Source organism: Chitinophaga rupis (assembly GCF_900109685.1).
GTDB lineage: Bacteria > Bacteroidota > Bacteroidia > Chitinophagales > Chitinophagaceae > Chitinophaga > Chitinophaga rupis.
In genome coordinates this window covers 191,462-210,542 of the sequence record NZ_FOBB01000007.1, presented here as the reverse complement: position 1 = coordinate 210,542, position 19,081 = coordinate 191,462, and the positions used below count along the sequence as shown (strand labels likewise).

Below are 19,081 nucleotides of genomic sequence, written 5' to 3'. Positions count from 1 at the left end.
AAAAATCTAAAATCTAAAATCGTATATCGTAAGTCAAATCATTAATATCCGTTATTCTGCTGCAGCTTTCCCTGGCTAAACTGGATCTGTGTAGCCGGAATGGGAAATACTTCGTTCTTACCTCTTACAAACGTTTTTCCATGTGCCTGGAAAGCAGCTGCCGCTGTTCCGGGCACCAGCGCATCTTCCCGCACCAGCTCAAAGAAACGGTCGTGCTCCATGGCCATTTCTACCCTTCTTTCCTTCCAAACATCTGCACGGGTTACTGCACCTTTGGCCGGCAGCCCGGCGCGGGTACGCAGCGCATTAATATCTGTAACAGCAGGACCGGGATTATTCAGGGCCAGGGCAGCTTCTGCATGAATCAGCAGCACTTCGCCCAAACGCAGTATCCGCAGGTTCTTAGGCAGGCGGTCTGCATTACCACAATACGATTCGCGGGTACGGCTGTGATAGGCCTTATAGTTATAGCGGTCATTCTCCACACTATCGCGGCTGGGTATACGAAAACCATCCCACAGTACGGTGCCACCGGAATTAATGGTTATAATGGTAGCATCTTTACGTTTGTCGCCTGCTTCATAGGCATTTACCAGGCTTTGGGAAGGATTGTCAAACCCCCAGCCCAAATCGGCCCAGCCACGCTTACCACCGGCCCGCGGCCCCTGGCAAACACTGTATACGTCAATAGCTGCATCACAGGCAGCATTAATACCGGTTTGTATTTCAAAAATAGATTCTGTACCGTTCTTACCGGTTTCTCTCCAGATATCCGCGTAGTTAGGCAATAATGCATAACTGCCCAACTGGCCGTTAATAATAGAATCTGTAAGGCTAAAAGCCCGTTGCCAGTTTTGCCGGTACAGGCTTACCTTAGCCAGCAAGGCTGCAGCAGCTCCTTTAGTGGCTTTGCCGGCCTGGCTGCCGGCTTCGCCCTTGGCGGGCAGGTTGGCCAGCGCAAACTCAAGATCAGTGGTGATCAGTTGGTAAATAGTATCCTTACCGGCACGGGTTTGATACTGATCGCTGGCTGCTTCATCGGGCGTTAAAGTTTTATCTATTTTGGGCACGCCGCCAAACAAACGTACCAGGTTAAAGTACAGGTAAGCGCGCAGGAAATGGCTCTCGCCCTGCAGGCGTCTTTTCACATCCGCATCAATGGTTGCAGGGTCTAATACCTGCAATGCTTTATTGGCCCTGGCAATAGCCTGGTAGTAACCGGACCACACATCGTTCAGCGTAGTGGTACTGGCGTTCATGGTCAGGTTATCCAGCGCACCCTGTGTAGGAGCGGCATCGTCGGGTGAGCTGCCTTTATCCGCATCATCCGATGCAATGTTGGTAACGCCAATGAACGGAAACCCATGTATGTTACCCACCCATAGGTTATTATAAATACCGGTCACCAGGTTTTGCGCAGCTTCCGGATCCGCAGTGGTTGCCTCTTCATCTATCTGTCCCTGCGGTTTCACATCCAGGTAGTTATTACAGGCAGCTACCAGCATGGCAGAAATGACCAGGCCTGCACTGGCTGCTTTTATCCATGTATTTTTACGTATGTTCTTCATGACGCTTTTTTTAGAATGAAACATTTACACCAAAGGCAAACGTGCGCGTGGTTGGATAGGCATTCAGCTCAATACCGGCATCCAGTATACCACTGGTATTGTTGGTGGTATTGGATGCGCTGGAACGCGTATTGGTCCTGTTATTAATGCTGTTGTCGAAATCAATGGTACCTCCCGGTAGCTCCGGGCTAAACCCGCTGAACTTCTTTAATGTAAACAGGTTCTGCGAAGTGAGGTATACCCTAAAACGGTTAATACCAATTGCCTTAAGCGTTGCTGCAGGTAATGCATAACCAATAGTAAGGTTATTACAACGCAGGAATGCGCCGGATTCAATAAAGTAAGTAGAAGCCGGCATGGAAGATACCAGCAATGAAGGATCTGTTGTGGAGGGGCGGTCAGCCTTCCAGCGATGATCTGCGTATTCAGCTTCTATATTATCCGTGTTCGCATAACGGAAAGCCTTTTTACCATTATAGATCTTGTTACCGCCACTACCATAAAAATCAGCCGTCAGGTCAAAACCTTTGAAGTTTAAGCCCAGGTTAAAGCCGTAGAAGAATTTAGGCTGATAGGAGCCTTTATACTGTTTATCGTTATCATCAATCATACCGTCGCCATTGTAATCCTGATATTTCAGATCACCGGGTTTGGCGCCCGGTTGAATAACCGTGCCATCCTTGCTTTTATAACTATTGATCTCATCCTGGCTCTGGAAAACACCGAGGGATTGCAACACATAAAAACTGGCTACGGGCTGCCCGTTATCGGTACGGGTTACAAAGCTTTGCTGGCCCACATTACCGCCCAGCAAGGCCTGGCCGCCGGCCAGGTTGGTGATTTCGTTCTTATTAAAAGTAATGTTACCGCCTACGCTATAGCTTAGGTCTTTGGTAATATTATCTTTCCAGTTCAGTGATATTTCATAACCCGTATTTTTGAAAGAGGCGGCATTGGTGATGTAGGTATTATTCGGATCACCCAGGATACTGGGTATATTCACTACCGTTAGGGCATCCTTGGTTTTTTTATTGTAATAATCCACTTCACCGCTCAGGTGCTCATTCAACAAGGTAAATTCAAAACCCACATCAAACTGATTGGTAGATTCCCATTTAAGGTTGGCATCTTTGGTATCCTGTAAAGCATTGCCTAAAGTAATAACCCCATCATAAAAATAAGGCAGGTTTACTGTAGCCGTATTAATATAGGCATTGGTAGGAATGTTATCATTACCCAATATGCCCCAACTGCCCCGCAGCTTCAGAAAGCTGAACAAATTCTGGTCTTTCATAAATGCTTCCTGTGAAATTACCCAGCCTACGCCTACCGTGGGGAAGTAGCCCCAGCGTTCGCGGAACTTGGAGCTGCCATCTGCACGTATGGAAGCGCTTAACAGGTAACGGTTATCATACCCGTAATTCACGCGGCCTACAAAGGATTGACGAGCATATTTATCACCGCCATTATTTATTTTGGATTGCACATCGGGGTTACCCAGGTCCAGGTACCAGAGGTCTTCACTTTCCGGTACATTAATACGGGAGCCGGTAAGGTAAGTGCTGTAAAAGCCTTCCGTTACAGAACCGGCCAGTAAGGTAAGGGTGCTTTTACCAAAGGTTTGATCATAAGTAGCGGTATTATCCCATACCCAGCCCTGTGAGCGGGAGTTATCCATGATCAGCTGACTATTTTCCGAACGCTGGTTACCACCGGCCACCAGGAAAATTTTATCATCATTCAAATATTTGTATTGGTAAATGCGGTCGTTGCCCCAACGGAGATCTGCATTAAAAGCCGACCGGAACCGCAGTGCTTTAATGGGTGTAAATTCCAATGCCAGGTTACCCTGCAAGCGGCTATCCTGCTGACGGTAGTTCTTTTTATCCAATGTCAGCAAGGGGTTGCCCACATTCCCCCAGGCCGAGGTATTACCATAACGGCCGTTCTCTTCCGGATCTACTACCGGCGCCGCGCGGTAGATATTGCCATAAATGTCGTTCAGCGGTACATTGCGGCCATCGCCCCTGGAATAAGACAACTGTGTGCTGAATTTCCATTGATCAGAAATGTTCACCTCATTGTTGGCGCGTAAAGTAAAACGCCGGAAAGTGTTGGTTTTGATGATCCCATCATCCTGTATATAACCACCACTAAAGAAGTATGTATGCTTATCCGTACCACCGGATACAGATAGATTGTGGTTCATTTGAAAAGCTTTGCGCAAGGTAGCATCATACCAGTTGGAAGAACCGGGGAACGCTGCAGCATCTGTAGCCGGATCTTTACCCGGAGCAGCATCCTTCAGATAATCTATATACTGGTTGCGGTCTGCCATTTTCACCAGGCTGGATGCCTGGCGGAAACCAGCATTGGCATCGTAACGTACTTCTGTTTTACCTGACTTGCCTTTGCGTGTGGTAATAATGATCACCCCATTAGCGGCGCGTACACCGTAAATGGCGGCAGAGGCATCTTTCAGCACATCCATATTCACAATGTCGGCGCTGTTAATGTTGCGGATATCATCTGTGAGCACTCCATCCACCACGTATAAAGGATTGGCGCCCGCCATTACAGAACCGGTACCCCGCACACGGATCTGTGGTTGCGTATTGGGCTGACCGGAAGAAATGATCTGCACACCGGCAATCTTACCCTGGGCTGCCTGTGTTGCAGTGAGCACCGGTTGCTTGGCCAGCTCCTCTCCTTTTACAGAAGAAATAGACCCGGTGAGGTCACGCTTACGCTGAGTTCCGTAACCTACTACCACTACCTGCTCCAGCTGGCTTTCGGAACTTTGCATAACAATATCCACGGTGGTTTTGCCGGCTATGCTTATTTCCTGTGGCAAATAACCCAGGTAAGATACCTGCAGGGTATCTTTTCCTTCCGGTACATTGATGGCAAAAGTACCATCTGCACCGGTGGTGCCACCGGTAGTAGTGCCTTTTACACGTACTGTTACGCCAATCAAAGGAGTGCCTGCCTTATCTGTTATTTTTCCCTTAACCGGGGCCGTCTGCAGGTAGCTCATAGTATTCTCCGTAGAGTCGTTACTGTTAGCACCTCCTTGTGTGTTCAGTGGTTTTATTACGTATACCGCGGAATCTATTCGTTTATATTGCAGATCCAGCGGGGGTAGTATAGCTTGCAGCACATTTTCCAGCGGCAGGTTACCGCTCTGGTCCAATGCATTGGCCGGCACCTGCTTTTCTGCTATCAGCCGGGCATTATACGCAAAGTTAATGCGGTATGTTTTTTCCAGTTTTTGCAGGGCTGTCTTTAATGGCAGCGTGCCTGTTCTTTGGGTGAGCAATGGCGTATCTGCGTGTGTGGATTGGGGGCGCCTATAGGCCAGATCCTGCGCCTGCACTGTAAATGCGGCTGCCAGGGTCAGCACCAGCAAGGTTTTACCCTTGTGTGTACCTGTTACTTTCATAACGATCTGTTTTAGTTTATTTACGAGCAAATGTTGTTTAAACGTCGATATCAGACATGGAATTCCTTTCTATCATACATGGTATTCACTGTTAGCAATCATGGCTATTAAGCTATCGGCTAATCAAAAACGTACTATCATTTTCTTGTGTAAGCTGCACGCCAAAGGCTTCCTGAATAGCTTTAAGCACCACCTTATGATCGGCTTGCTGCAGGGTAGCGCTGAATTGTTCCCCACGGAGCGTACTATCTGCAAACTGCAGGTGGATACCATATTTATAATGCAGCTGTGCGGCTACTTCTGCCAGGCTGGTGTTTTCAAATATTAAAGTGTGATGAACCCAGGAAACATATTTTTCCGTAACAACTTTCTGACGCAGATAGCGATTTTGACTGGTACTGTACGTGATCATCTCCCCGGGTTCCATAACAATTCGCGCGGACTTTTTTGTATTGTCTCGCAGCGCCACTTTACCACTATGCAAAACTACCTGGGGGCGGCCATCATAATTACTTACATTAAATTCCGTGCCTAGCACCTCTATATTCAGATCTCCTGTATGTACGGTAAAAGGTTTATTACCCTGCAGGTCTGGTTTGATCATAAAATAGGCTTCACCATCCAGCCATACTTCTCTTGTTTTAGTTTCCGCTGAAAAAGCAGTTGCCTTTAATGCGGAATGCGGTCCCAGTATTACTACCGAGCTATCCGGCAGCAACAGGCGGCGATTCTCTCCAAACTGGCTGGTATATACGGCGCGTTTATCTTCTTTCCGCAGCAGCCACAATGCGCACAAGGCCAGGATCCCACATACGCCGGTGAACATGGCGGCGCGGCGCCAGTTCCGGCGGTAATGGGCACCTTGCATAAACATGGTTTCCGGCAGAGCATGCTCCATCTTGCCATGGAGGGCATGCCATATACGATCGTAACTTTCCGCGGGCATCTGATACCGTTGGTATTCCAGTGATAATAACATGGCCCGCGCTTCTGCTATTACCGTTTGCTTTTCCGGGTAATGCTGCTGCCATGCTTCCCAGAACGACTGGTTTTCTACGTTGGGGCGTAATACCCATTCCGTAAAAAAATCATCCGCCAGGAAATCAGTTACTGAGAAGTCTGCGTAGTCCTTCCATTCCATAACAACAGCGCTGTTTTGGTGATTTTACTTATATATAGAGGAGTGTTATCAGGGTTTTATCCCTTCTGCAGGAAATATTTTTTTAGATAAAACTTATCCAACAACCCGAATAGGAGAAAAATTTAACCACCCATTATAACCACATGGTGAGGAAGAGCGTCCAGAGCGGGAAGCCGGCCAGCTTTTGGCGCAGCTTATCAAAGGCTTTGTAGATCATTTTATATACGGACTTCTGATCAATTTCCATGATCGCTGCAATATCTTCAAAAGGAAGATCTTCATAAAAACGCAGGAACAGCGCTTCTTTCATGCGGGGTGGCAGGGCGTTGAGCGCGGCTTTCACCTGTTCTTTACGGCGCAGCTCACTTTGTTGGGCAATGAGGATACTTTCCGGTGAAAGCATAACATCAAAGCTGGACTCGTCTGTTAATACAGCGGGTATATTTTTACGCACATTGCTTATTGTACGCAACAGCGCACGGCGATAGGCTTTCAGCAAGTAAGCTTTTACATTCGTTACTTCAGACAGGTGAGCACGGTGCTGCAGCAGGTATTCAAAAACATCCTGCAAACAATCTTCCACCAGACGTGGGTCCGCACACTGCTTGCATCCGTAGTTATATAACAACGGCGCAAAGCTGGCATATAGTACCGTAAAGGCTTCCCGGCTGCCCTGCAAAAACTGCCGCCATAGGTCAGCATCCCCTTCCCAAGCATGTAAGGCCATGCGGCAAGTTAGGCATTTATTTACAAGTAGGCAGTGAATTACAGCGGAGGTATTGTGAAGTGAAAAGATCTAGAATGTATAGAATATAGGCATAAAATGAATAACAGCAGGCGCAAGCCTCTGTGTAATATTTTAATGACATTCTGTTTTCAATTTCCTTTCCACAGCATTCTCCAGGCTCCAAACGTTTGCATTCCGGCTTAGCCGCGCATTGCTTTCACGATGGCAGCGCTGCGGGAATTTACTTCCAGCTTACGGTAAATATTCATGATGTGGGAACGTACCGTACCTACGCTGATGTGGCACAGCTCAGCGATCTTCTTATACGTATGCCCATCCACCAGGCGGTCCAGCACTTCCTGTTCGCGCGGGGAAAGCCCGTACTGCGAAATATCAGTTTGTGCGCGGTGATGAAAATAAGCCAGCACCTTCTGTATGGCGGTCAGGTTGGTTTGTACGGCGGTATCATATACCCGGGATACAAATCCTGTTAAAGCCGGCGGGTTAATGGGTTCATCCGCTGTAGTGGTACGGGCTGGCAAACTGGCTAAGGAATGGCTATCGCGGTGTACGGTTAACAGCAGCACGTTGATGTCGGGATAGGCAGCTTTCAAAATGTTGGCTGCTTCAACGGCGCTTACACCAGGAATCTCAACATCCATGAATACAATGTTGCAAATGTCTTTAGCAAGTTGTTGTAAGATTTGTTCGTCGTCACTCTGGATACCGGCAACTTCAAGAATATCAGTTCCGTTTAAGTGGCCTGCGTTATCACGCCGCACTTTTTTCATAATATTTACTTTGGGTTTATTATTTTGTGAAAATTCTTCTCACAGTACTGCAAGTTCTCTTAATGACGAAAAAGGCGCTTATTAGTATAATATTAATGAGGACACAATCCCAATAACGAAACAAATTTGAAACAAATACCCTCAGCAGTCAATCGGATGTATATATGGTTTTTAAAAAAATATTAATAAACAAAATAATTTATATTATTTAAAAAACAAATACATGGATAAAATCGGGGATAAAAAGCTAAAGTGGACAACTATTTTATATTCAATGGATTAAGCACGCCTGTGCTACATTTCAGGCCTTAAATACTCTTTTTTGACATTTGCAGGTCTCCGTTGATGGACAATTTTTTCATTTTGCTGCAGAGCTCGCTCGATTACTAACTTTTTTATAGTCGGTAACTAAAAATGACGACTGACACCAAAATAAAAAAATCCACTGCCATGTAACGGCAGTGGACGTTATTTTTCTCAGACTTTACAAGAATTACTAATTTAAGATCAGCTCAATTACTGGGATCTCTCCTTCCGGTTTCTTTACCGGCAAGCTCAGATTAAGATCATTGTCGGCTAAATTTTTACCTAAACTATGATGCTGGGTGGGTGTGCTCATTTTTATTTCAGATGCATCGTGCAGGAACTGCGCATACTTTACTTTTCCCTTATAACCCGGCAGTGTAAAGTTTTGCAGCGGATAGTCCAGCAGGTGCACGTATAAACGTTTGGTGGTGGGATTGTAAGTAAGCAAACAGTTATCCGGTTTGGCAAATTCAGGCGGCGCCTGTGTGCAGCCATATATAGCGCGGCTGTTCACCTGCATCCAGTCGCCCATGGCTTTAAGCGCAGCCTGTGCACGCGGATCGAACAGTCCGCGGCCAGTGGGGCCTACATTCAGCAGCAGGTTGCCACCTTTGCTGACCGATTCTATGAGCAGGCCTAATAGCTGCTTCGTATCCTTCCAGGATGTTTCATCCCGGTAATATCCCCAGGAACCGGAAAATGTTTGACAGGTTTCCCAGGGCACCTGCTTGCCGTTGCGGGTGGGCCACTCAGAGACTTTATATTGTTCCGGTGTTACAAAGTCACCGCCATCTTCATATTCACCTAAGTCCAGGCGGTCATTTACAATAATATCCGGCTGCAGCTTGCGGATCATTTTGATCAGCTCAATTGAATTCCAGTCGTTATGGTCTTTGCCATAAGCACCGGGGAAAGAAAAGTCCGTCCACAGGATATCTATTTTCCCGTAGTTGGTTAATATTTCCTTCAGCTGGTTACGCAGGTACTCGCGGTATTTAGCCATATCACGGCCCTGGTTCAGCTTTTTATAATCTGCAGTATCGGCGGGCCTTTGCGGATGCACCCGGTCAATGGTATAATCCGGGTGATGCCAGTCTATCAGGGAATAATAGAAGCCTACTTTCAATCCCTCTGCGCGGAAGGCCTCTACCCATTCTTTAATAATATCTTTTCCGTAAGGTGTTTTCGTGGCTTTGTAATCCGTGTATTTGGAATCAAAGAGGCAAAATCCTTCATGATGTTTACTGGTGATCACGGCGTACTTCATGCCGGCAGCTTTGGCCATGCGGGCCCATTCCTTAGGATTGTACAGGTCGGGGTTAAACGCATCGAAGTATTTCTGATACTCTTCATTTGTTAGCTGCTCCCGGTTCTTCACCCATTCATGGCGGGCGGGCAGGGCATACAGGCCCCAGTGAATGAACATGCCGAAGCGATCATTTTTCCACCAGGCCAGGCGTTGTTCTTTTTGTTCCGGTGTTTCATTAAAGATCTTTTTTTCCTGTGCGGTAAGCTGTAATAACAGCCCCAGGCCACACAGCAGGAGGAACATACTTTTTTTCATAATGTGCTATTTGTTTTCATGCTGAAGCGGGCAACGATGCCCTTTCGTGGAATCGTGTTTTGATTGCTGTTGAAGTTCGCTGAATTAATCTGCTTTTTATAATAGTGATTTAGCGAATGATAATACAGAAATCGCCTTACCCGGGATTAACCGTATTTTAACCCGTCCATCACAGCAATCGATTGTAATATATTGGCAATCAGCCAGATATATTTTTCCGTTAACCAATTATTAACTAATAGGTGCAGAATAATATTTAATCTTGCATATCAATTTAAACGCAGCTACAACAGACCTATAGTTATGAGAAGAGGATTCCACTTTACCTGAGCAAACGACGGGCTATTCAATTGCAAATCTATTTTCCAGATCATTTAAAACAGTTATTATAATAAAGATGTTCGCGTCCTGGTGTATGCAAATACAGCCAGGGTTTTAACCCTGAGAATTTCCATATGGTTTTTTTATTTCCGGAGGTCCAATATTGGCCCAGGTACCTATAAAGATTGACCCCAAAAGTATCATGGGCCGGGATGGTATGTGCCACCTTTTAAAGGACTTCGTTCCCCCGTAGTGTTTACTGCGGGGGATCCTTTTTTGGGTAGTAACCTCCATTGTTAACCGGTGATTAACTAATAGCGGTAAATACTATTGTAACATTGTAATGTGATGCGATAAGCATCGCATTCTTTTTCCTATCGTTATATATCATATCGCCTGAGTGTCTACTCTGGCGGTTTATTATTACCCGCTGCAGGAAAAAGTAGTTCCCTGTTCTTATGATGTAAATGTATGAGCCGGCCTGTGACCTGAAAGGTCTATAGTTAAAATAACCGGATGGCCGGGGATGGTTACGGTGTGAGGCCTTAGAGGAGGGCTGACAGTTGCGTTGTGAGTGGTTTGTGACGGCGAAAAGGGTTTGGTTGATCCGCAACCGTACAGCCGGAGATGGTTATGGTGCGGGGCCTTAGCGGAGGGTTGACAGCTGCGTTGTGAGCGGTTTGTTACGACGAAAAGGGCTATAGTTGACCCGCAACTGCACAGCCGGGATGGCTATAGTGCAAGGTCTTAGCGGAGGGTTGACAACTGCGTTGTGAGCGGTTTGTTACGACGAAAAGGGCTATAGTTGACCCGCAACTGCACAGCCGGGATGGCTATAGTGCAAGGTCTTAGCGGAGGGTTGACAACTGCATTGTGGGCGGCTTGCAACGGCGAAAAGGGCTATGGTTGATCCGCAACTGCACAACCATAATCCAAGTTCTTAGCAGAGGCGCTAACAGCAGCTTCGCGGATTCAGGTATTATCAGGCCGGAGCAGCTCCTTTCACAAGTGCTAAACGCCACTGCATGGGCTCTGTTTAACGGAAGCAGCACCCAGCATTAACAGGTGGCTGTAATTCAATGCAGCGCCTGTTACCATATAAGAATCCGATGATCATAATCTGACATCTATAAAACCGGAAAAATATAAGTGCTGAAGATAACCTGATGGCATTAGGGATTTAAAAAACCGGCAGGTGACTGAAAAGAAACCCGCGTTGCTAGTTTTGTAATCTAAACCGTCTTTTATATTCAGTGTGAGAATTGAATATTGAATATCTTTTGGATATTCGGGGGTGAAATTCAGCCTTTATAATTTCTTATTAGTTAATTAAGCGTTAAAGAGTAAGTTAATACAAGGTTAACCGGGTTAACGCGACCGGCAGCAATGGGAACAGGATAGCCGGGGTAATGACCATTTCCCTGCTACGTACAGACTATGACGTTATAACTACCAGGAATCCAGGAAAAGGGCTGCCAATATGGTGGTTGCCGCCGCCAGGTTCTTTACAAAGCGGATATTAAACCCGCCTTTTTCCGCGTAATAATAACTTTCCTTATATCGGTCATACTCAATAGGCGCACCTAAGTCTTTCATCATTTTCAGGAACTCATACAGGGTGCGTTCAGAAATACGCAGCCGTTTGGCTAACTGGGCAGGTTTACCAGTGCCTTTAATGCGAATGAGGTAATCGATCGTTTGTAACCTTTCAAAATAACGCTTAGGCATGTTAGCATAGGGGGGTTTAACGGGTAATGGAATTTACTTTATAAAAATTATTATACCAAAATAAGTTAAATACATTTATTTTGATAAGTATCAACCCTTTAATTGAAACCAACATCATTTATTCAATAGTTTTTCTCCGTAGTTGTGCTGCTGGTTAAAGGGCTGTAAGAAAAGTTCCCGCTAATGCTCCCAGTGCCCGCGTTTGCGTATGCATTAATGTAAACGAGTGCCGTATGTATATCATAAATACATGGGTTTTTCGAGGGTAATTAAAAAGGCTTCCTTTACCGGTCAGGCTTTAAATGCAAGTTAGCAAGCTCCACTGCAATAGGATCGCAGTTAATAAACCCGATAGAGAAATAGTGTTAGGCACTCCCCGGTAGTAATGTCAGGAAATGTGTGAGCACACAAGCTGGGCTAAGGTTTCATCCGTTTTAAGAAGCTCCCGGTAAAGACCGGGCGCGTAGAGCTCAGTTACGATTTTCCGGTTGTTGAAGCCGGTACATCATTACCTGATCTCCTTTCGTGAAACAAATAGTAATTTTTAACACTCATTAAATCAGCAAAACAATGTTAAGGCATTCTAAGCGCTCAACAGTTAATTGCATGTTAACAGAAAAATAAAAACCTTGCCGGCCGTACAGACCAGCAAGGCGCAGCATCCGGGAGGTTTTGGAAAAGACGCCGATAGTATAAAAGCAGGAAAGGACTACCTTCTTGTCTTGCCACCGGGTATCAGATATCAGAAGGATCATATATCCATCTGATATTGCGTTGCTGACTGCAATGATACTGCTGTTTATTTTTTTAGCGGTTAATTTCAAGTTAACCCCTTAGAAATTATGCAGCGGGATCTCAGTGCAGTACCTGGTGGGAAAGAATGGTTTGTACTACATTGCCTGCGTTGTTATCATAATGATGCCCACCAGGCAATACCATGTGCTGGTAGTTTTGAATATGCAGCTCCTGCAGATCAAAATCGTTCTCCCCTTCTCCGAATAATAACAATAAAGGTTTACCGGTAATATGGTTCATAGCCCCTGGCACACTCAGCCCATTGTTGCTGGTTTTACCTAACATTTCCGACACATGCACCTCCAGGTCTGTAAAGCGGGAGGGCGACATAAACACCAGCTGCTGCGACTGCGCCTGTACATCGGCGGGCAGGTTGTTATAAATAAAAGGCAGCACATCAGCGCCCATGGAATAACCTACCAGCAAAAAAAACTTATGTCCCCACTGGCCGGCGTAATGTTTCAGTAAAGCTGCTACATCTGCCCCGGCCTGCTGCGGCGTTTTCTTTTTCCAGAAGTATTTAAGGGTATTCAGCGCTACCACGGCATAACCTTTTTTGGTAAACGCATCTACCATGCTTACATTAAATTTTTTCAGGCCGGCATCACCGGTAATGAATAATACCAGCGGATACTGGCCGCTGCCGGCCGGCGCCATCGCAGTTACCGGCAGCTCCGTTACAGCCGTCTGGGCCTGCACCATCAGAAAAAGCCCCTGGAAAAAAGCTACAAGCAGTAATTCACGCACGTACATAACTTAATTACGAATTATTTAATTACGAAATGGAAGCATTCATGAATGCCATTGAAAATAATTATGATTATGAATAATTACGAATGGATGAAAGCGAAGATCAACCTTAGCTGGTTAATTACGAGTTATCAATTGCGAATTACGACGAATGGATGAAAGCGAAGACCAACCTTACCTGGTTAATTATGAATTATTAATTACAAATTACGAATGGATAAAAGCGAAGACCAGCCTTAGCCGGTTAATTACAAATGATCAATTAGCCCCATCCAAAGCGGGGAATGCCATTAAAAAGAATTATGATTATCTGTAATTACCAATTGATTAGAGCGAATGAATAAAGCGAAGTTTAACCACGGATCGTCAATTACAAATTCATTAACGAATGGATGAGACAATCTCAAACTATCCAATCTCACAATTGCCTGTTACGAACCACAGTCATCCCCTAAGTACCCAATTCGTATTTCGTAATTGACAATTCGTAATTCAATCTACGGTTGCATTACTTTACTCAACGCAGCCGGTAATTGTATCAGATCAAAATCATGCTCATATACCAGGTACTTATTAGTCCAGGCGGTGGCATATTTTTCCTTGAACTCCCGCAAGCCATGATAGTGGCGGAAAGCGCGGATCTTTTCATACGCAAATTTCACCACCTGCTCTGCCGTATTCTGCGGCTGTGCAATGCCCGACATAGGCACCAGGCCCAGGTTCAGGTATTGCAGGTTGCGCTGCTGCGCATCCTGTATAAGCGCAATGATCAGCGCATCCATTACGCCGCCCGGCGCATCGCTGCGTTTGCGGATCATATCATAGGTACACTCTCCCGGCGCATAATCCGGAATAATGTTCAGGAAAGCTACCACCTGCCCTTCTTCATTATTTACAGTGATCACATCCTGGGTTTGTATGGCATCATCAAACGATCCCTGTGAAAAGGTCATTTCCTTTACCTCATATTGCACCAGCCATTCGTCGGATACAGCTTTCAGCTGCGCTATTAGGTCCGCCGGCTGCGGCGCCCGCCGGATAGTGGTGGTATACCCTTTATTGGCTAAGCTGTTCAATGCATTCCGTAATGATTTCTTATCCTTCCCGCTCAATGTAAAACCGCGTATATCCATAATAGCCTCCTGCCCTATCAGCAGCCGCTTTTTCCGGAGGCGGTTAAAGTAAAATACACTTTCCTCATCTACCCTGTAAAAGGCCGGCCGAAGGCCCATTTTGCGGCATTGCTGCTCAAATTCCTGTAACAGGAGCAGCTTATCCGCTTCCCGGCACACCGGCTCTTCCAGCACTATGGCAAAGCCATTGGCCACGCGGTAAGCAACAAACCCTTCCGGGTCATCAGAGATATAAAACAGCTTATCCTCTCCTACCTTAAAATAATCCATGGCAGAATCGCCATACTGGCTCAGGTAAAACCGCGCTTTCTCCAATGCGGTATTGCTTTGATGCACCTGCAGGTAGGGCCGTATAATAGTATAAAATAAAAAAGCCCAGGCGCTTACGCCCAATACCTGTATGGCGCTCAGGAACTCGCGGCCAAAGCGGGTTACCGGGTGCAGGTCCTCATCGTTCATCAGCATAAATCCCCGGAAAGCGGCCTGCAGGGAATGTTGCCAGGTAAAATCAATTCCAAAATGACGGGCTTTTAAAAAGTAAAAACCCAGCGCCCCAAAGATCAGCACTCCTGCAAAAGTAGCCAGGGCAGTAAGCACGCCAATATTCACCAGCTGAGGATTACTTTTTACCCGGTACTGGCTGGCAGTGATGATCAATATAACAGCCGTGATCAGCGCCAGTGAAGCTTCTTCATAATCCAGCGCTTTACTCATATGCCCGATGGCAGATAACAGGGATACCACAAGGGCTACTATCCATGCGCTGCGCAGGCCACGGACTAAAAAGGTGGCAGTCACCAGCAGCACCAACCCCAGGAACACCACCAGCAGGTTGGATGCATGAATGGAACCTACCGGTATGTAGGCATGCAGCAGGCGCAAACGATCTGCGAGCGGTGGTGTGAGCACGGAAAAAATGTTAACCATGCCCAGTAAGAATATCAGCACCGGTGGCAGCAGGCGTAACACCAGCTCACGCCCCTTCAGCGCAAAGGCCAGCAGTCCGCCGGCCAGCGGTAACCAGAACTCGAACAACCGGAACAGCAAAGTAATTTCCAATGCCTGCAGGGAACTATACCCATAGCTGCTGAGCAGCCAGGCAAGTGATAATTCTATAGCGCCTAACCCGCGTAGGAACGGGGAGATAATTAAAAAGATAGTGGCAACAATGTATCCCACGCAGGCCGCTTCCAGCGAGGGTGTAACGCCGGTAGCCAGCATACTCACGTACAAATGTGCAATGCCAACCAGCTCAATACCCACAGATGCCCATACGGTGCTTGCAAAAGCGCCACGCTGCAGCTGAAAGGAAAAGATGTCATCTATCTTATGAATGACTCCCGGGAAATAATTTAACAGCAACGTATATACGGCGCCTTTCTTTTGAATAGAGCGGAACACCCACACCGCTGTTACCAGCAGCACACAAATACCTGCCAGTGCAGGCAATGCACGTTGCAGGTCCGGCTTGCGCAAAATGGCCAACCCCACTATGGGTATGCCTACCAGGAATACCGATAAGATGCCCACATACCCATAAATGCCGGAGGCCTGGTGCACCTGCTGTTTGCGGATATCGGCCTGCCGCAGCCGCTTTGGCAAATAAGCCAGCGAGCTAACACCGCCTGCCGGTAAAAATACGGAGAGCAGGTTGCGCTTCAGGAACAGCTCTATTCCCAAAGACAAAGGCAAACGCGCTTCTACTGCTTTAAAACTGTAATAATACATGAGCGCCTGCAGCAGAACATATACACACGTAAGTAACACACCACCGCTCATCCATACACGGTTAGCCTGGGAAATAGCCGGTACCAGCGCGCGCAGCTCATGCCGCTCCTGCCGGAAAAAATAGATAGCCAGCAACAGGAATAACACTGACAGCAGCTCTTTTAAATGCAGCTTTTTTAGTAAAGGCGCTACGCGTAAGGTGAATTTTACAGACATATAAGTGATAGCAGTGTATCAATTTTAACACTCAAAGCTACGCTTAAGTTGTACGGCGGCTTTAAAGGCAAGCCTAATTTAATTGGATTTTAAGGTAGGGACGGATGGGCAACTTTTTCCGCAGTGTAGATGCTCCTACTCATTTATCCTATTGAATATCAATGAGTAAGTCAATCCTCTTCCGGGTATTTAAAACCGGCATAATTATTCGGCCTTGTTCCCGAACCAAGGGGGAAATAATATGATGGCGTATATGCAATGGACCAAACTCATATATAACAAGATCCAGCTGTGGCTGGAAACAGCTATCAAAATGCTGCCTAACCTGGCAGTAGCTATAGTGGTATTAGCCTTGTTTGTGCTGCTGGCCCGGCTGATGAAAAAACTGGTGTACAAGCTGGTTTACCGCCTGTCTGATACACCGGCCCTGAGCGGGTTATTTTCAAGTGTTGCCTACCTGCTCCTTTGCTTTGTAGGGCTGTTTATTGCGCTGGATGTATTGCAGCTGGATAAAACGGTGTCGTCCCTGCTGGCCGGCGCCGGTATTATAGGTTTGGCGCTGGGCTTTGCTTTCCAGGATCTCACTGCCAATTTCATTTCCGGTATTTTTATTACGTTCCGCAAACCCTTTGAAGTTGGCCACCAGATAGAGACTAATGGTTTTACCGGCAACGTGGAAAATATACAATTACGTTCTACTACCCTGCGTACGCTGGACGGCCTGCATGTGATCATCCCCAATAAAGAAATTTTCCAGAAACCCATCATTAATCACTCTCTTACCCCCGAGCGCCGCATTTCGCTCACCTTTAATGTAGCCATTGTCAATGAGCAAATGAGCTCCGTACAATCCCTGTTGCAGAATGCCCTGAAAGGCTTGCCACACCTTGCGGAGCATAGGCCTTTACAGGTATTATATTCCAACATAGATGGCGCTAATGTGAAGGTAACCGTAAACTGCTGGGTAGCTTACGATGATAATAACAATAATGATAACGACAACTACAATGAGGCGGTGCATGCCGTTATCAGCCGGGTTACAAGTGTTATGAAAGAGCATCAGCTGATATAATTCCCACCCGTCTAAAAAAAATTCTTCATTTTTGTCCTGCATATAATATTCCGCCCGTCATTATCCTGTTATTCGTATTTATTTAACCTACAAACACCTTTCATCATGAAAGACTTCATGTTTATTTTCCGCGGCGGCAGCAGCGCGGGTAATTTATCCCCGGAAGAAATGCAGGGCAATATGCAGCAATGGTTTGCCTGGATAGAACAGTTCCGGTCTAAAAACATTTACGTAGGCGGAGAGCCTTTATATCCCCCGGGTAAAATGGTCAGCGGCAGCAAAGCCGTAGTAACCGACGGTCCGTTTGCAGAAAGCAAGGAGCTGGTAGGCGGGTACATGATCATTCAGGCCGATTCGCTGGAAGCCGCTGCAGAACTGGCTAAGGGCTGCCCCGATCTTTCCCTGAACGGTAGCGTGGAAGTACGGGAAGTAATGAAATTTGATGGTATGTAAGCCTGCCATGTATGCAATCCGGCGCCTCCTCACCACAACAAATTGTTGATCACCTTTTCCGGCATGAATCGGGGAAAATGATCGCCGTGTTAACCCGCATTTTTGGGATGCATAACTTATCCCTTGCAGAAGATGTGGTGCAGGAGGCCTTTTTAAAAGCAGTACAAACCTGGACGTTTAACCAGGTTCCCGACAATCCTTCCGCCTGGCTGATGACCGTAGCCAGGAACAAAGCGCTGGACATCATTCGCCGGCAGCAGCATTTCCAGCACCTTTCCGGGGAGCTGGCCTATCACTTACAGCATGCTGCGGAAGATACGGTGCGCCAATTGTTCCTGGATACGGAAATCACCGACAGCCAGCTACGCATGATCTTTGCATGCTGCCACCCTTCCCTGAAAGAAGAAGACCAGATTGCGCTCACATTAAAAACCGTATCCGGTTTTGGCGCCGCAGAAATTGCAAGAGCACTGTTAACCAATGAAGCAGTGATCCAGAAACGCCTGTACCGCGCCAGACAATTTATTAAGGAGGAAGGCATCCAGCTGGAGATCCCATTAGGACCGCAGCTGCCACCCCGGCTGGAAACCGTATACACTGTGCTATACCTGTTATTTAACGAAGGTTATAATTCCCTGAAAGCAGATGAGCTGATCCGCGAAGACCTGTGCATGGAAGCCATGCGACTTTGTTTGCTATTATCAGAACACCAGGTGGGTAAGCAGCCGGCTACTTTTGCGCTGCTGTCCTTAATGTGTTTTCAGACTTCCCGTTTTGACAGCCGTATTGATGAAAATAATTCCATTGTGCTGTTACAAAACCAGGACCGCAGCACCTGGAACAAAGAGCTGATAGACATGGGATACCATTACCTGCGCTTATCTTCCGCCGGGGAGCGGCTTACCGTATACCATGTTGAATCGGCTATTGCAGCGGAACATTGCCTGGCCGCCACTTTTGAAGAAACCAACTGGCAACGCATGCGGCAGCTGTACGACCTGCTGCTGGAACAAAAACCCATGCCGGTAGTGCTGCTGAACCGGGCCATTGTGCAGGCCCAGCTGGGCAAAAAAGCAACTGCAATACAGGAGATCCTGGCTATCCCGGATATTGAAAAACTGCTGTCATCTCATTATATCTACAGCGCCGTACTGGGTGATCTATACCTGCAATGCGGCGAGCCTCTCTTAGCCCAAAAACACCTTACACAGGCCTGCGGTCTTACCACTTCGCAGGCAGAGCGAAAATTGATACAGGAGAAACTGGGTTTAATCAATAATTAAGAATGAATAATTAATAATTGCAGTGAAGCAGTGCGGGTACCGGAAATGCTTCATTATTAACTG

Annotated in this window: 12 protein-coding genes; 3 read left to right on the top strand and 9 right to left on the bottom strand. The window is 46.6% G+C overall.

Annotated features, from left to right (window positions below; translation table 11 throughout):
* Positions 1 to 41: 41 nt before the first annotated feature.
* The 9 genes from BMZ54_RS23850 to BMZ54_RS23805 form a co-directional block, all read right to left on the bottom strand.
* The gene (locus tag BMZ54_RS23850; protein WP_089918172.1) at positions 42 to 1,568 is read right to left on the bottom strand and encodes a RagB/SusD family nutrient uptake outer membrane protein; all 1,527 of its coding nucleotides are present in this window, start codon (positions 1,566 to 1,568) and stop codon (positions 42 to 44) included.
* A 10-nt stretch (positions 1,569 to 1,578) separates the two neighbouring features.
* Complete coding sequence (locus BMZ54_RS23845; protein ID WP_238386672.1) at positions 1,579 to 5,010, bottom strand: SusC/RagA family TonB-linked outer membrane protein; 3,432 nt, start codon at positions 5,008 to 5,010, stop codon at positions 1,579 to 1,581.
* A 112-nt stretch (positions 5,011 to 5,122) separates the two neighbouring features.
* Positions 5,123 to 6,151 carry a FecR family protein gene (locus tag BMZ54_RS23840; RefSeq protein ID WP_089918169.1) on the bottom strand — a complete coding sequence of 343 codons (1,029 nt, stop codon included), beginning with the start codon at positions 6,149 to 6,151 and terminating at the stop codon, positions 5,123 to 5,125.
* Between the two features lie 133 nt (positions 6,152 to 6,284).
* Positions 6,285 to 6,878 (bottom strand): RNA polymerase sigma factor, encoded by a 594-nt coding sequence (locus BMZ54_RS23835; protein ID WP_089918167.1) that lies wholly within the window; start codon positions 6,876 to 6,878, stop codon positions 6,285 to 6,287.
* 200 nt (positions 6,879 to 7,078) lie between these two features.
* Positions 7,079 to 7,669 carry a response regulator transcription factor gene (locus BMZ54_RS23830; protein ID WP_089918165.1) on the bottom strand — a complete coding sequence of 197 codons (591 nt, stop codon included), beginning with the start codon at positions 7,667 to 7,669 and terminating at the stop codon, positions 7,079 to 7,081.
* Between the two features lie 496 nt (positions 7,670 to 8,165).
* A complete protein-coding gene (locus BMZ54_RS23825; RefSeq protein ID WP_089918162.1) occupies positions 8,166 to 9,539 on the bottom strand; it encodes an alpha-L-fucosidase in 1,374 nt (457 codons plus the stop codon).
* A gap of 1,770 nt (positions 9,540 to 11,309) precedes the next feature.
* Positions 11,310 to 11,588 (bottom strand): HTH domain-containing protein, encoded by a 279-nt coding sequence (locus BMZ54_RS23820; protein ID WP_089918160.1) that lies wholly within the window; start codon positions 11,586 to 11,588, stop codon positions 11,310 to 11,312.
* Between the two features lie 855 nt (positions 11,589 to 12,443).
* Complete coding sequence (locus BMZ54_RS23810) at positions 12,444 to 13,130, bottom strand: AcvB/VirJ family lysyl-phosphatidylglycerol hydrolase (RefSeq protein WP_162277655.1); 687 nt, start codon at positions 13,128 to 13,130, stop codon at positions 12,444 to 12,446.
* Between the two features lie 500 nt (positions 13,131 to 13,630).
* Positions 13,631 to 16,210, bottom strand: coding sequence for a phosphatidylglycerol lysyltransferase domain-containing protein (locus tag BMZ54_RS23805; protein ID WP_089918154.1), 2,580 nt, complete (start codon positions 16,208 to 16,210; stop codon positions 13,631 to 13,633).
* A 253-nt stretch (positions 16,211 to 16,463) separates the two neighbouring features.
* Here BMZ54_RS23805 and BMZ54_RS23800 point away from each other — a divergent pair, with 253 nt between their 5' ends.
* The 3 genes from BMZ54_RS23800 (at position 16,464) to BMZ54_RS23790 (ending at position 19,018) form a co-directional block, all read left to right on the top strand.
* Positions 16,464 to 17,282, top strand: a complete 819-nt coding sequence (locus BMZ54_RS23800) for a mechanosensitive ion channel family protein (RefSeq protein ID WP_238386671.1) — start codon at positions 16,464 to 16,466, stop codon at positions 17,280 to 17,282.
* 105 nt (positions 17,283 to 17,387) lie between these two features.
* The gene (locus BMZ54_RS23795; protein ID WP_089918149.1) at positions 17,388 to 17,735 is read left to right on the top strand and encodes a YciI family protein; all 348 of its coding nucleotides are present in this window, start codon (positions 17,388 to 17,390) and stop codon (positions 17,733 to 17,735) included.
* Positions 17,736 to 17,746: 11 nt separating this feature from the next.
* Entirely contained in the window at positions 17,747 to 19,018 is a 1,272-nt protein-coding gene (locus BMZ54_RS23790; RefSeq protein ID WP_089918147.1) for an RNA polymerase sigma factor, read from the top strand.
* The last annotated feature ends 63 nt before the right edge of the window (positions 19,019 to 19,081 follow it).

Bases quoted from the DNA above. Each gene is read 5' to 3' on its own strand.
- BMZ54_RS23850 (WP_089918172.1), bottom strand. From the start codon at position 1,568: ATGAAGAACATACGTAAAAATACATGGATAAAAGCAGCCAGTGCAGGC.
- BMZ54_RS23845 (WP_238386672.1), bottom strand. From the start codon at position 5,010: ATGAAAGTAACAGGTACACACAAGGGTAAAACCTTGCTGGTGCTGACC.
- BMZ54_RS23840 (WP_089918169.1), bottom strand. From the start codon at position 6,151: ATGGAATGGAAGGACTACGCAGACTTCTCAGTAACTGATTTCCTGGCG.
- BMZ54_RS23835 (WP_089918167.1), bottom strand. From the start codon at position 6,878: ATGGCCTTACATGCTTGGGAAGGGGATGCTGACCTATGGCGGCAGTTT.
- BMZ54_RS23830 (WP_089918165.1), bottom strand. From the start codon at position 7,669: ATGAAAAAAGTGCGGCGTGATAACGCAGGCCACTTAAACGGAACTGAT.
- BMZ54_RS23825 (WP_089918162.1), bottom strand. From the start codon at position 9,539: ATGAAAAAAAGTATGTTCCTCCTGCTGTGTGGCCTGGGGCTGTTATTA.
- BMZ54_RS23820 (WP_089918160.1), bottom strand. From the start codon at position 11,588: ATGCCTAAGCGTTATTTTGAAAGGTTACAAACGATCGATTACCTCATT.
- BMZ54_RS23805 (WP_089918154.1), bottom strand. From the start codon at position 16,210: ATGTCTGTAAAATTCACCTTACGCGTAGCGCCTTTACTAAAAAAGCTG.
- BMZ54_RS23800 (WP_238386671.1), top strand. From the start codon at position 16,464: ATGCAATGGACCAAACTCATATATAACAAGATCCAGCTGTGGCTGGAA.
- BMZ54_RS23795 (WP_089918149.1), top strand. From the start codon at position 17,388: ATGAAAGACTTCATGTTTATTTTCCGCGGCGGCAGCAGCGCGGGTAAT.
- BMZ54_RS23790 (WP_089918147.1), top strand. From the start codon at position 17,747: ATGCAATCCGGCGCCTCCTCACCACAACAAATTGTTGATCACCTTTTC.